Raw genomic sequence first — 13,624 nt, forward strand, 5'->3', positions numbered from 1 at the left:
TGATAGTCTTACCCGATGGTAATATCTGATTGCCTCTTCTATGATACATTATTGCGTTGACAATTAATCCACCCTGCCTAACCCCCCTTAAGAAGGGGGGGACAAGAGCATTCAAAGTCCCCCTTCTTAAGGGGGATTTAGGGGGATCTCGATTTAGTGAACCCTACGGGATTTGTGTTTATTGATTAGGTGCGATCGCACACAACTTCAAACACGCCCCCCGGAATAAACCGACACAAAGCCCTCCGCCGATCGTCCGCATCTTGGCGGTTGACAAAACGCGCAATTGTATAGTGCTCAGCATTCGGTAAAATTCGGACGATCGCCCAAGAAGTGCGATCGCCCTCCTTTGACTTTTCAGGTGTTTTCGATCGCGAATTTGAGTTGAGTTCGATCGCGGGGCGATCGGCGATCGTCGGAGAATTGGCTTTTCTGAGAGTGTGGAGGTAGCGGGCGATCGTACTACCTTTGAGATTCGCCCCGACGCGCAGAATCAGAAACACCGCAAAGCTTTCGAGCTCTGGCCCAGTCATGCGCGCGCGATCGGCCTCAAAATCCTCATCCGAGTAGCTGCGGATACCCGACAGCAGTTGCGTGATGCCAAAATCATTCAAAGCTTGTTGATAGCCGCGGTTATATTCGCTGCCGTCGCTCACAGGCTTTACCATAGTAATTGTCTCCTTTTATGTGGATTGTCTCCTTGTATTTGGGGAACCATTAGCCAGCGCGGGCCCTGCAAAAGTTCAGCGCTGGCTTTTGACTCTCTAAGAGTTTAACCATATATGCCGCATAAGTCAAGCATATATGCTTTATATTTGACATAATGGTCTAGATACAGCACAATATAAACGCGATATCGGCGCATAGTGCTGTTTAATAGCAGCATAATGCTGCATATTAGACAAAATCGTCTACAATACTGGACAATGACGATCGGCTTAAATCAGAAACAATTAACCTCTCATGGCTAAACGCATATCAACCTCCATAGCAGAAGGAATCCATGACCTACTTCAAGAGTGGGCAAATGAGGAACGCCGTTCAATCAGCGGCTTGTCAGCATTCATTTTGGAACAAGCTGTCAGAGAACGCCAAAAACAAGTACAAAAACAGCCCCCGCCATCCGATGAGAAACAACCTAAAAGTTGAGCCAAATTAACTATGAAATTTATCGGCATAGACTTAGGTTGGAGTTCAGGAGCAAGCGGATTGTGCTGCTTAAATTGGGAAAACGATCGACTGCAATTAATAGAGTGCGATCGCCAACAATCCCTGAAGGACATCATCACCTGGATCGATACCCAAGTCTCCCCAACCGAAAGTGCGATCGTCGCCGTAGACGCCCCCACAATCATCGCTAATCTAACCGGAATGCGCGCGGCCGACAAACTCACCCACAAACACTTCGGGCGCTACCACGCCGGCTGCTATCCCGCCAACCTTTCCCGCCCCTTCGCCCAAAAAACAGTCGAATTCGGCCTTTGTTTAGAAGCCAGAGGATTTGTCCACGCACCGATAATAGAATCTCAAAAATTAGGCAGATATCAAATAGAAGTCTATCCCCATCCAGCCACAATAAACTTATTTAAATTAGACAAAATCATCAAATACAAAAAAGGAAAACTGGCAGAACGTCAACTAGAATTGATGAAACTCTGCCAGTATATTGTAGATATTTTACCGAGCCTTGAACCCTCTCTAAATCTGTCTTGTGGCACAGGCAAGATGCCTGTGAGCTGTGGCACAGGCATCTTGCCTGTGAGCCTTGGCGGTTCAAACCTCCCCGAAATGCCCACCAGCATCGCCACCCTCAAAGCCTTAGAAGACCAGCTAGATGCCTTGCTGTGCGCTTATATCGGCGCGCACTGGTGGTACTGGGGAATAGAGCGGAATTTGGTATTGGGCGATCGCACAACCGGCTACATCGTCATTCCCCAAGCAAGATAAGAAAAGAGGAAGAATGGGAGAATTAGGAAAATCTTCCTTTATTCTCCTCTCAATAGTCATATCAAATCCGGTAGCATCGGAATTGATATTACCCGAAATCAGGACACGGCAGTGCCGTTTCCCTACAATGAATCGGGGTAGGGAAACGGCACTGCCGTGTCCTCTATATCATGTATGAGTGTTACCGGAATTGATATCAACAGTCAGCAGTCAACTGTCAACTGTCAACAGTCAACCATCAACAGTCAACAGTCAACAGTCAACAGTCAACTGACTAATGCGCCCAGAGAATCACACCAACTTCATAAGGACTGCTGAGATTGTCGTGCTTGGGCAAAACCCGCAACGACAAACCTTGCAAGCCGCTAGAAGTATAAGTAATATCAGCCGTATAAAGGCTAGTATTCTGGGAATCTTCACCCAAATACTCCATCACCACCGGCACGCCGCCGACAATTTCTCCGTTAGCATCAACCGAACCTTGATAAAGTTCGACTTGCACGTCAGCCGGTGTCAATCCCATCAGATCGATCCGAGATTTAACAGCGATCGACTGATTGACCTTAACTTCTTTATCCTGGGAAATATCAACAGCCTCAATCTTAATGTCTTGCCACTTCGCGAGAACGTGCTTCTTCCAGTGAGACAACTCCTTCGCCGGAGCGCAATTATCCGAAGTCATGGTGTGGAAGCGATCGCTCACCGGGAAATATGCCCGCCGCGCGTAATCTTTCACCATCCGAGCAGTATTGAATAAAGGACAATTCAAGGCAATAGAATCCTTCATTTTCGCCGTCCAACCGCGGGGAATGCCATCAGCATCCCGGTTGTAAAACAGCGGTACAACTTCCTTTTCCATCAAGTCGTACAAAGCATTCGCTTCGACATCATCCTGATACTTAGTATCCTCGTAAAACTCCCCATGTCCGATCGGCCAACCGGTACGAACATAATCAGCCTCATCCCACCATCCGTCGAGGATGCTCAGATTCGGCAAACCGTTCATCGAAGCTTTCATCCCCGAAGTACCGGAAGCCTCCCGGGGGCGGCGCGGCGTATTCAGCCACACATCGCAGCCAGACACCATCATCCGAGCCACGTTAATGTCGTAGTTCGGCAAAAACACCATCGAGCTCATCGTGTCGTGCTCGCGGATGAAGTGAACGATATCCCGAATCAATTCCTTACCCGGAATATCCATCGGGTGAGCCTTCCCAGCAATCACAAACTGCACGGGGCGGTTTTTGTCCCGCATGATCCGCATAATTCGATCGACATCGCGCAAAAATAGCGTCGCCCGCTTGTAAGTAGCAAAACGGCGTGCAAACCCGATCGTCAGCACCTTCGGATTGAGAGCCTCGCGCGCGTTTTCGATTTCCGTTTGGGCCGCACCGCGCTCGCGCAAAGTCTTTTGCAGCCACTCCCGCGCGAACACTACCAACTCCGACCGGCAGCGTTCGTGATTGCGCCACAGTTCCTCATCAGGAATCGACGAAAGCCTGTCCCACAGACGATCGTCCTTGCCGGTCATTTCCCACTCCGGGCCGAGGTATCGATCGTACAACTCCTGAGTAGACTTAGCCACACAACTGCGAGCGTGCACCCCGTTGGTAATCGAAGTAATCGGCACTTCTTCCTGCGGCAAACCCGGCCACAACCCCTGAAACATCGGGCGCGACACCACACCGTGCAAAGCCGCCACCCCGTTGACAAAACTTGACATTTTAATAGCCAAAATTGCCATATTCAGAGGCCCGGACAAATCGCGAGTATTCTCGCGGCCCAATCCCAGAAACTCATCTTGCGACAAGCCAAACATCTTGGGATATTGATCGAGATAGTGCATCACCATATCCGGCTCGAACAAGTCAAACCCAGCAGGTACCGGCGTGTGAGTCGTAAACATACTGCTCGAAACCACCACCTGTTCCGCTTCCACGAAACTCAGGTGATATTCCTCCATCAGCATCCGAATGCGTTCCAAAGCCATGAAAGCCGCGTGGCCTTCATTCATGTGATAAGCCGTAACTTTCAGCCCCAATGCCTTGAGCATTTTCACGCCGCCGATGCCCAGCATGATTTCTTGGTGCATCCGCAGAGTTTTATCACCGCCATACAGTTGGTCGGTAATATCTTGGTCGTAGCGGCTGTTAGGTTCAATATTTGTATCCATCAGGTACAAAGGAACCGTTCCCACTTGCACCCGCCAAATCCGGGCGTACACCTTGCGGCCGGGATAGTCCACCTCAATCCGCAATTCCGAACCGTCGGGATTGCGTTCTGGGTGCAGCGGCATATTGTAGAAATCGTTGAGCGGATAGCGTTCTTGCTGCCAGCCGTCGGCGTTGAGATACTGCGAAAAATAACCTTCTTGGTAAAGCAGGCCGACACCGACTAAGGGCAAGCCCAAATCGCTAGCTGATTTGAGGTGGTCGCCTGCGAGTACGCCCAAACCGCCGGAATAGATTGGTAGGGCTTTAACTAAGCCGAATTCCATCGAAAAGTAAGCGTAGCATTCTTGCTGCTCTGTACCGCGCTGTTTGCGGTACCAGGCGCGATTTTTGAGATAATCGTCTAACTGCTGGGCTGCTCGGTTCATTTGGGCAATGAAGCCTTCGTCTTCTGCCATTTCTTGCAGTCGCTCTTGAGATATGGTTCCGAGCATCAGCACCGGGTTTTGGTTGCTGGAGTCCCACAGGTCTCGATCGAGGCGGCGGAAGAGGTCTTTGGTATCGACGTTCCAGTCCCAGTGCAAATTGTAGGCAAGCTTGCGCAGGGGTTCGAGGATTGGGGGTAGGGACGGGGAAACGTTAAATGTGCGAATCGGCTGCATAGACAAAGCCTTTATGTTGGAGTAGCGATATTTTCCTCTGTCTTTAGGTGCAAGTCCGTTATTCTGCACACTATTTTAAGTTTTAAGCTGCGGGGGGCGATCGACTGTTACCTTAACTTCGGTGGCTGCTGCTGAGTTCGATCGCCTTTAAAACGACTTGCCGCACTTGTGGATCGGGTTTCTCGGTTCAGTCCAGGCCGAGCGATCGGTAACGCCCGATCGCTCTTCCTTCTCAATAAGTTCTTCTCAGGCTGTTGTCAGAGCTTATTAAGATTAGTTCTTGATTAGGTCGAGCATCAATGTCAACTTAAGCCTCCAGTCCGCTCTTAGACTTAAGTCCGAAGCTTATAGCTCAAGTCCTCACAGGCCCCGAAGGCCGGACTGGAGGTGTAACGTGTTTGTTGGCATCAACGGCAGGCCCCCCAATCGACCATCAGCCCTCCGGCGCATTTTACTAATAAATGATAATTTTTGTTAATAAATAAGTGAAAATTTTACTTGACATTGACACCACACTTATTATATTTTGAGCGAGTTACTGCAAATTATTACTGATAAGTGCTGGGTTGTTGACCGCCACCCTTACGAATTGCGTAGCAGCCCCAAATATTACCGGTGTGTGGTTTGAAGATGAAACTGTATTTATCATGGGCGTGCGTTGCACTGCTGAGTATTGGTATCGCGCCTTCAGTGGCGGCTGAGGCTGCTAAAGAGGACTTAACAGAATCTGAGCGATCGATCGCACCTTCGACGATCGAGATTCATCGTGAATCAGAGAAATTGCCTCAACAAGAGCCCGCGATCGCCACTGGGTTACAGCCAGAACTTTCTCTTTATGCGAGTTATTCGCGCTCTTTTAATCCAGATTCGGCAACAACAGCCGGTGGCGGTCTGATCGAACCCGAAACCGGCTCGGGTTACGAAGTCGGTGTCAAAGCTGAGTTGCTCGACAGAAGGCTGGCGGCTACAGTGGCATACTTTGACATTAAAAAACAGAACGTTGCGGTCACAGATCCGAATAATTCTTTATTCTCAATTGCCTCTGGGGAACAGCAAAGTCGAGGTCTTGAATTCGATATTTCAGGACAAATTGTGCCGGGGTGGAATATTATTGCAGCTTGCGCCTATACTGACGCTGAAATTACAGCAGATACAGACCGCGATTTGGTGGGCAACAGATTGTTTAATGTTCCCAAACATAGCGGTAGTCTGTGGACAACTTATGAAATTCAAAGCGGCGATTTGCAGGGTTTAGGTTTTGGGGTTGGGTTAAACTTTTTTGGCGAAAGACAAGGGGATTTAGCTAACAGCTTTCAAGCGGATAGTTATTTCCTCCCCAATGCTGCTGTTTTTTATCAGCGCGATAATTGGCGAGCTGCCATAAATATTAAAAACCTGTTCAATGTCAACTACATGGAATCTATCACGGGTAGCAGAGCTTCTGGCAATCAGCCTGGTGAACCATTGACAGTAATTGCTTCATTTACCGTGCAGTTGTGATAGTTATTTTGCGACTTTGCAACGACTCAATGGCGTTCTAATTTTTTCTACCAGCAGACTCCACCATGAAACGATTTCAACTTAATCCAATTCTCATTCTAACTGGGGTAATGGCGATCGCTTGTCAAGCCCTATCAGATGCACCGCAAGTCAGTCAACCTGACGCGAAACCAGCCTCAGAAAACATTGCAAATCTTTCTGAAAAGACGGCTCCGGCAGCGCCCCCAAAAATTACGCCTCCATCACCTCTAGCTACTCAAGTTATTTCGATGAATGCTTATAAAGTCCCTTACTTAGGATTTAATGGCGTGTTTAATCTCAACACAGAACACCAAAACTCTGTCAAAGATCCGCGCAACCCCAAACGCATTGATGTCGAAAAAATGGAGAAATTCAGCTTCTACAAAGATGCAGCCGGGAAAAAACCGATCGCGCGCAACTGCCAGTATGTCTACATGGGTGCAACTGGCGATGCCAAGTATTACGCCGAATATAAAATAACTTGGGATTTATTTGAGTTGGTGAAACAAGAAAAGCAAGATCCAGGCTGCAATCAATTCCAGTATCTCAGTTTCATCCCGCCGCACGGTGAATCAAATGGTGAACCAATACATATGCACTTTCGGTATGCCAGTAAGCCATCTAGCTTTGCAACGCTTGTGAATATGACCAAAGATCCAGAAGATGCGGCTAAATTCAGTCCTTGGTTTGCGACTTATTGCGGTGGCGGCAAAACAAAATGCGGTAAAGGAGAGTGACATTAGCAGTAAGTGGGTTATCTCTGTTGAGCAGTCTATTTCTGGCCAAAAAAATTTCAAAACTCATGTTAACTTTAATAAGACTAGGACAAAATAAATGCGACTAAGTGTAAAACCAGAAAATATCCTAGAAGCGATCGCGCTCGAAAGCAGAAAAGAACTCTCGCCATTTTTATTAGCAATGCTCGGCATGGGAGTCAGTCAAGCTGTAGTAACTGCCGTGCAATTGGGATTTTTTGATGCCTTGAAAAAGCATCCCCAAACTGCTAATGAACTAGCAAAAACCATGAATTGCGATGCTCGCGGAATGCAAGTTTTGCTAGAAAGTCTAGACGGCTTTGGATTTGTAAACCGCCAAGGCGATCGGTACAAACTTACTCAAGAATCAGCGCGACATTTAACTCAAGCTGGCGGTTACATTCAGGATTTCCTGCGATTAGCTGGAGATATTAGCCGACAAATGGTGTTACTGGAAGAAGACATCCGCACCGGAGAAGTTCCTAATTTTCACTTCGATCCTCAATCTCCCACTTACTCCTTAAACTACTACACGATGCTCAAAAGCAGTGGTAAAAAAGGAGCGCCAAATGTACTAAAGTTTGCTAAGCTAAATCCGACACCCAAACGATTGCTGGATGTGGCTGGTGGGCCTGCTGAATACAGCATTGCTTTCTGCCAGCAGTATCCAGATTTAAAAGTTGATATTCTGGATTTGCCTAATGCGATAAAAGCAGGTAAACTAAGAATTGAAGAGGCCGGCTTTAGTTCGCGCATTCGTTACATTGAAGGCAATTTACTAGAGACAGATTGGGACACCAATTATGATGTTGTTTTTCTCTCTAATATTCTGCATTGCCTCAAAGCTGAGGAGTGCGAAGTGACCCTATCAAAAGCATTTCAAGCACTGCGATCGGGTGGCAGCGCGAGCGTTAATGATATGTTTCATCCAGGCGATCGCGGCAAACTGAGTTCACCAATTAGTTTATTTTCTCTTCTACTACGTCACCTGTGGCGGGCGTATTTGGCCTCCGCCAACAATCTGAGAATGGTTGACCAAGATTGGGTTTGCCAACCTTCGTAGCTCCCAGCAACGGTTAGGTATCTTAGTGGCAGGAGAAAAACCGTAATCCTGCAATAAGTTCCATGATTTCTGTTCAAGTTTATTTAGTCGTGTGTGAGGTTTAATTGTGAAACGTTTTAATTTAGTCCATTCTTTGTGTTTAATTGGTACGATGTCATTCCTAGCAATAGGGCAGGCTAAAGCTGCGGAAACAGCCGAATTAGTAACAGCTTCATCGGAAACACCGAGATCGGAAAATTCGGAAACTGAAGCGATCGAGTTAGAAGTTAAATCTCCTGTAGTCGGGGAAGAGAACCAACCAAATTTCAACTTGACTTCATTCCTAGCAATAGGGCAGGCTAGAGCTGCGGAAACAGCCGAATTAGTAACAGCTTCATCGGAAATACCGATGTCAGAAAATTCGGAAACCGAAGCGATCGAGTTAGAAGTTAAATCTCCTGTAGCCGGGGAAGAGAACCAACCAAATTCTAACTTGACATTTGATACTTCAAAGCCGAGCGAGAGCGAAAGTTTTACTCTTAATAAATCGACTGTAAAAATACAGTCAATGGCAGGCAAGATGCCTGCCCCAGAAGAGTCTGTGGAGATGTCTAATATCTCACTAGCATCCGCACAGCCATTAGTGCCAACAACAGAAATCGCGAAAGTCAACGAAATAGAACAACCCAGCACCAGTGCAGAGGGGTTATTGCCGCGGCAACCAAGTTTTAGCTTCTCTTCAGGAGTGCAGATATCTCAATCAGTCGTACAAGTAACAGGAGTGCGACTAAACTCAACTCCGGCAGGTTTAGAAGTCATTTTAGAAACGGCTTCCGGGCAAGTGCTGCAAGCGAATACTAGGGCAGAGGGAAAAACCCTGATCGCTGAGATTGCCAATGCTCAATTAGCCCTGCCAGGGGGTGGAGAATTTAATGCCCAGAATCCATTTGAGGGGATTAATTCAGTCACGGTGACTGCTGTTGATGCCGTTAGCATCCGCATCAGCATTACAGGGCAAGAAAATTTGCCAACAGCAGGTGTAGTCAAAAGCGATAGCGGTTTAGTTCTGAGTGTCAGCACAAAAGAAATTGAAATTACCGTCACCGCCAGACAGCAAACTCCCTATCGCGAACCGAATGCTTCCGCCGCCACCCGCACCGACACGCCAATTCGAGATATTCCTCAGTCGATCCAAGTAGTTCCTCAAGAAGTGATAGAAGATCAACAAGTCACTCGCTTAGATGAGGCACTCCGCAACGTTAGCGGTGTCACAGTGGGCGGAAATCTTACAGGGCGGGGCACCACATTCGGCCTTCGGGGTTTTGGCGATGCTCCTGTCTTGCGAGATGGGTTCAGGCGATATGGTAATTATCAGTCTTTTCCAGAAGTCGCCAACCTCGATCGCGTTGAAGTTCTGAAAGGGCCAGCTTCAATTTTGTACGGCGAGATTCAACCAGGCGGTTTAATTAACTTAGTATCCAAACAACCGCTGTCAGAACCTTTCTACGAAGCTGAACTGCAACTTGGAAACCAGAGTTTTATCCGGCCCCGCTTTGACATTTCCGGCCCTTTAACCTCAGATCGCAGCCTGCTTTACCGCCTGAACGGACTGTACCAAACAAGTGATAGTTATCGGGGCTTTGACCAAGACAATCAGCGGCTCTTTATTGCGCCGACGCTTACCTGGAAAATAGGCGATCGCGCCGACTTGACAGTTTCTCTTGAATATACCGATGATAAGCGGGCTGCTGATAATGGACTGCCTGTGATTGGTCGTCGAGTTGTTGACGTTCCGCGCGATCGCGTTGCCGGCGAACCCGAGGATAGAGTAGACACTCAATACTTGAATGTTGGCTACAATTTCGAGTACCGTTTCAGTAACAATTGGAAGCTACGAAATGCGTTTCGCTATTCATCCTACGAATACGATTTCAATGTAATCGCTCTTCCAAGTGGCTTTGATGATGCAACTAGCACCCTTACTCGCTTCTTTGCTTCTCAAGACGGCCAAGATAAAAACTACGCCCTCCAAACAAACATCGTAGGTGAGTTTGCTACAGGTTCAGTTCAACACACCCTTATATTTGGTGCAGACATTAGCTACAATAATGAAAGAATTTTCACAGTAGCTGATTTTGAAACACCGACTTCCCTCAATATTTTCAATCCGGTTTATGGACAACTTCCCAGACCTGATGAGGATACACTACCTAGTTTGGGAGGAAATAGGGTAGAGACAAGCCGATATGGTTTCTACGTGCAAGATCAAATTTCAATCTTCGAGAGTTTAAAGCTGCTAGCAGGTCTTCGCTACGACACCGCAGAGCAAAAAAACCGAGTGCTTTCGGGTGATTCCAGCTCAGAGGAAAGCGAAACAACTCAAAATTACGATGATTTTACCCCCCGTGTAGGTATTGTTTATCAACCCATTCCAGAAGTTTCTCTTTATGCGAGTTATTCGCGCTCTTTTAATCCAGGTTCGGCAACAACAGCCGGGGGCGGTCTGATCGAACCCGAAACCGGCTCGGGTTACGAAGTCGGTGTCAAAGCTGAGTTGCTCGACAGAAGGCTGGCGGCTACAGTGGCATACTTTGACATTAAAAAACAGAACGTTGCTGTCACCGATCCGAATAATCTTTTATTCTCAATTGCCTCTGGGGAACAGCGGAGTCGAGGTCTTGAATTCGATATTTCAGGACAAATTGTGCCGGGGTGGAATATTATTGCAGCTTACGCCTATACTGACGCTGAAATTACAGCAGATACAGACCGCGATTTGGTGGGCAACAGATTGTTTAATGTTCCCAAACATAGCGGTAGTCTGTGGACAACTTATGAAATTCAAAGCGGCGATTTGCAGGGTTTAGGTTTTGGGGTTGGGTTCAGCTATGTGGGCGAGAGACAAGGGGATTTATCTAACAGCTTTCAAGCGGATAGTTATTTCCTGCCCAATGCTGCTGTTTTTTATCAGCGCGATAATTGGCGAGCTGCCATAAATATTAAAAACCTGTTCAATGTCAACTACATTGAAGCTGTCAATGGTGCCCGCGACTCAGGCAATCAGCCTGGTGAACCATTGACAGTAATTGGTTCATTTTCCATACAGTTTTAGTTAGGTAAAAAATTAAATTCCGTAAATTACTCCCGGAGTTTCTGCGAGATAAAATGGCATATTCACCATGAAATGATTGGGACTATTATGGCTAAAGATTCCAGAGCCAGCGTTCAGAATGACCCAAAGATTGAAGCGGTGTTAGATCGGCTGCATCACCCAGCCGATCGCCAGTTCGGTCAACTGCTGCTGCACTACCTGCCAAAACTACCGAGATTATTCACAGGTAAAGGCATCCGATGGGAAACAACAGGACTCGATTTTTACAACGACAAATACATTTCGATTGAACGGGATCGAGGAAACTTTCTGTATTTGTTAGGACGATCGATCGATGCCAAAACGATCGTGGAATATGGCACTTCATTTGGCATTTCCACGCTGTATCTGGCAACTGCCGTCAGAGATAAGGGGGTGGCGTTGCTTACGGCACCGAGATTGTGCCTGAGAAAGTAGTGCAAGCCCGAAAGAACATCGCTGATGCTGGGTTGGAAACTTTTGTTGAAATCCGTGAGGGAGATGCTTTGCAAGCTCTCAAGAACTTAAATCAAACCATCGATATGGTGCCGATCGATGGTTGGGCACATCTAGCGCTCGATGTGATCGAGCTAGTCGATCCGTTCGTGAGACCGGGGGGAATAGTCGTGTTTGATAACGTTGGGACGTTCAAAGATGACATGAAACCCTACGTCGAGTTTTTGCAAGACCCAGCTAACGGCTATCGATCGGCAACGTTGCCTCTAAGAAATGGCACCGAGTTTTCAGTCAAGGTGAGATAAGTTGCATCTAATGCAATCAGAGCAATCTAATCTATTTAAAAGCGGCTGGTTCAATTTATAGCTTTTATCTAAACAAGGAATTGCCAAATATGAAAGTTCGCAAACTGATACTAACAATACATGGTGCGATTGGGATCGCAATCGGGCTATTACTAAGTATCATTAGTTTGACAGGTGGCGCCATTGTCTTTCACCAAGAACTCGATCGCAGAATTAACCCATCTTTAATGCGAGTTGTTCCCCAAGCAAAGCTAGTATCCCTTGATAAAATAGTTGCGCCAGTTCAAGCTGCTTATCCTGACTTCCCTCTAGAGTCGATTCGCTTTCCTCAAACGCCGGATGGCAGCTATCAGGTAACAATAAAAGCCAAAGACGGGGGAAACCTAGATACATTTGTCAATCCCTACACGGCTAAGGTTTTAGGGGCGAGAAAATGGGAGCGATCGCTAATGGGATTTCTCTACAACTTGCACTACAAATTAGCTCTAGGTCAAATTGGAGAAGTGATTGTCGGCGTGACGGGTTTGCTATTTTTACTCATCGTAATTACAGGGACAATGTTGTGGACTGGTTGGCGAAAATTGAAAAGCGGCTTTACAGTTCGCACAACAGCGCCACTACCGTTATTAAGTTACGACATCCATCAAGTCGGAGGCATTTTATCAAGTACATTTTTACTGATTCTGGCTGCGACAGGTGCCATGCTTTCAGGCTTCGTCCTGCTATTTGCATTCAATCAACCTCCGCAAGTTGCAAAAGTATTACCTCCTGCCAAACAACCCGTAGCTTTAAGCGAAATTTTACGCAAAGCTGATGCAGCTATGCCGGATGGAAAAACGACTTATGTAGTTTTTGACGAAGATCAACCTGAAAAAATTACGGTTAGCAAGCAACTTCCTCACGAGTCAATTCGATTTGCTTTGAGTAACGTAGAACTGAACCGATACAGTGGGAAAGTGTTGAAAGTCAATCGGGTTGTAGAACCGCCGCCTATGTTAAAGTTTATGATTGCGATCGGTAGTCTTCATTTCGGTCTTTTCGGCGGAATTTATACTCGCATTCTCTATGTATTCATCGGTTTTATACCCACCGTTTTATTAATCACTGGTTTGGTGAATTGGAAACGCAGACGGTGGCTGATGGCAAGACGGGAATCAGCATCCCAATTGCTTGCGGATGAAACTCAGTCAAATCGGCTTTCTTAGAATAATTTATCGAGCTTGGCGTTAATTTGTTTGCTTGGATTTTCACCTATTTAACGCTTGTGAGAGAAAGGGGTCAACAATCCAATACTCCGGGATGCCACAGGCGGAGGACTGAGCTCGTTTGCGTTGGCGAAGCTTGCAGAAGAGGATCGTAGTCCCGTTCCCGACTCTGCCGTGACTGACGACCTTAACTACCAACCCAGGGGCAGGTATTGGGTTCTGATTCTGGCGGCCGCGCGATTAACTCTCCATCAATCAATTCGTAGCGGTTGTCGGTATTGTCTTCATAGCTGAGGTATTCCTCGAAAGTTAGTTTTCGCTGGTTGATTTGGATCGTGACACTCTCCTTTACTCGCGCACTTAATATACTTTCATACATAAAATTAAACATTCAATAATCTTAAAGCCCGATCGCCCTCACCGATCCGTC

At 46.9% G+C, this 13,624-nt stretch carries 12 protein-coding genes; 9 read left to right on the forward strand and 3 right to left on the reverse strand.

Annotated features, from left to right (window positions below; translation table 11 throughout):
• Positions 1 to 185: 185 nt before the first annotated feature.
• The gene (locus QUA02_RS12845) at positions 186 to 668 is read right to left on the reverse strand and encodes a hypothetical protein (RefSeq protein ID WP_333028211.1); all 483 of its coding nucleotides are present in this window, start codon (positions 666 to 668) and stop codon (positions 186 to 188) included.
• A gap of 295 nt (positions 669 to 963) precedes the next feature.
• Here QUA02_RS12845 and QUA02_RS12850 point away from each other — a divergent pair, with 295 nt between their 5' ends.
• Together QUA02_RS12850 and QUA02_RS12855 are read left to right on the forward strand one after the other, a co-directional pair.
• Positions 964 to 1,149, forward strand: coding sequence for a ribbon-helix-helix domain-containing protein (locus QUA02_RS12850; protein WP_333028213.1), 186 nt, complete (start codon positions 964 to 966; stop codon positions 1,147 to 1,149).
• Positions 1,150 to 1,161: 12 nt separating this feature from the next.
• A complete protein-coding gene (locus QUA02_RS12855; protein WP_333028215.1) occupies positions 1,162 to 1,947 on the forward strand; it encodes a DUF429 domain-containing protein in 786 nt (261 codons plus the stop codon).
• A gap of 274 nt (positions 1,948 to 2,221) precedes the next feature.
• Here QUA02_RS12855 and glgP read toward each other — a convergent pair whose 3' ends face one another.
• Positions 2,222 to 4,780 carry an alpha-glucan family phosphorylase gene (gene glgP, locus QUA02_RS12860; RefSeq protein ID WP_333028329.1) on the reverse strand — a complete coding sequence of 853 codons (2,559 nt, stop codon included), beginning with the start codon at positions 4,778 to 4,780 and terminating at the stop codon, positions 2,222 to 2,224.
• A 630-nt stretch (positions 4,781 to 5,410) separates the two neighbouring features.
• On the opposite strand from glgP, the gene QUA02_RS12865 reads away from it, so the two are divergent.
• The 7 genes from QUA02_RS12865 to QUA02_RS12895 all read left to right on the forward strand — a co-directional run bounded on the left by QUA02_RS12865 (position 5,411) and on the right by QUA02_RS12895 (position 13,194).
• Positions 5,411 to 6,280: a TonB-dependent siderophore receptor gene (locus QUA02_RS12865; protein ID WP_333028218.1), complete on the forward strand. Its 870-nt coding sequence runs from the start codon at positions 5,411 to 5,413 to the stop codon at positions 6,278 to 6,280.
• A 65-nt stretch (positions 6,281 to 6,345) separates the two neighbouring features.
• Positions 6,346 to 7,038 (forward strand): hypothetical protein, encoded by a 693-nt coding sequence (locus tag QUA02_RS12870; RefSeq protein ID WP_333028220.1) that lies wholly within the window; start codon positions 6,346 to 6,348, stop codon positions 7,036 to 7,038.
• Positions 7,039 to 7,135: 97 nt separating this feature from the next.
• Positions 7,136 to 8,119: a class I SAM-dependent methyltransferase gene (locus tag QUA02_RS12875; RefSeq protein WP_333028222.1), complete on the forward strand. Its 984-nt coding sequence runs from the start codon at positions 7,136 to 7,138 to the stop codon at positions 8,117 to 8,119.
• A gap of 106 nt (positions 8,120 to 8,225) precedes the next feature.
• A complete protein-coding gene (locus tag QUA02_RS12880) occupies positions 8,226 to 11,210 on the forward strand; it encodes a TonB-dependent siderophore receptor (protein WP_333028224.1) in 2,985 nt (994 codons plus the stop codon).
• Between the two features lie 87 nt (positions 11,211 to 11,297).
• Positions 11,298 to 11,666, forward strand: coding sequence for an O-methyltransferase (locus QUA02_RS12885; protein ID WP_333028227.1), 369 nt, complete (start codon positions 11,298 to 11,300; stop codon positions 11,664 to 11,666).
• The gene (locus QUA02_RS12890) at positions 11,651 to 11,989 is read left to right on the forward strand and encodes an O-methyltransferase (protein WP_333028229.1); all 339 of its coding nucleotides are present in this window, start codon (positions 11,651 to 11,653) and stop codon (positions 11,987 to 11,989) included. The genes QUA02_RS12885 and QUA02_RS12890 overlap by 16 nt, the downstream gene beginning before the upstream one ends.
• 89 nt (positions 11,990 to 12,078) lie before the next feature.
• Positions 12,079 to 13,194 carry a PepSY-associated TM helix domain-containing protein gene (locus QUA02_RS12895; RefSeq protein WP_333028230.1) on the forward strand — a complete coding sequence of 372 codons (1,116 nt, stop codon included), beginning with the start codon at positions 12,079 to 12,081 and terminating at the stop codon, positions 13,192 to 13,194.
• Positions 13,195 to 13,381: 187 nt separating this feature from the next.
• Here QUA02_RS12895 and QUA02_RS12900 read toward each other — a convergent pair whose 3' ends face one another.
• Positions 13,382 to 13,573, reverse strand: coding sequence for a hypothetical protein (locus QUA02_RS12900; RefSeq protein WP_333028231.1), 192 nt, complete (start codon positions 13,571 to 13,573; stop codon positions 13,382 to 13,384).
• Between the last annotated feature and the right edge of the window lie 51 nt (positions 13,574 to 13,624).

It is taken from the genome of Microcoleus pseudofavosus SVA1_A4 (genome assembly GCF_036700565.1).
Lineage (GTDB): Bacteria > Cyanobacteriota > Cyanobacteriia > Cyanobacteriales > Microcoleaceae > Microcoleus.

Coding starts and splice junctions, on each gene's coding strand:
- QUA02_RS12845 (WP_333028211.1), bottom strand. CDS start 668: ATGGTAAAGCCTGTGAGCGACGGCAGCGAATATAACCGCGGCTATCAA.
- QUA02_RS12850 (WP_333028213.1), top strand. CDS start 964: ATGGCTAAACGCATATCAACCTCCATAGCAGAAGGAATCCATGACCTA.
- QUA02_RS12855 (WP_333028215.1), top strand. CDS start 1,162: ATGAAATTTATCGGCATAGACTTAGGTTGGAGTTCAGGAGCAAGCGGA.
- glgP (WP_333028329.1), bottom strand. CDS start 4,780: ATGCAGCCGATTCGCACATTTAACGTTTCCCCGTCCCTACCCCCAATC.
- QUA02_RS12865 (WP_333028218.1), top strand. CDS start 5,411: ATGAAACTGTATTTATCATGGGCGTGCGTTGCACTGCTGAGTATTGGT.
- QUA02_RS12870 (WP_333028220.1), top strand. CDS start 6,346: ATGAAACGATTTCAACTTAATCCAATTCTCATTCTAACTGGGGTAATG.
- QUA02_RS12875 (WP_333028222.1), top strand. CDS start 7,136: ATGCGACTAAGTGTAAAACCAGAAAATATCCTAGAAGCGATCGCGCTC.
- QUA02_RS12885 (WP_333028227.1), top strand. CDS start 11,298: ATGGCTAAAGATTCCAGAGCCAGCGTTCAGAATGACCCAAAGATTGAA.
- QUA02_RS12895 (WP_333028230.1), top strand. CDS start 12,079: ATGAAAGTTCGCAAACTGATACTAACAATACATGGTGCGATTGGGATC.
- QUA02_RS12900 (WP_333028231.1), bottom strand. CDS start 13,573: ATGTATGAAAGTATATTAAGTGCGCGAGTAAAGGAGAGTGTCACGATC.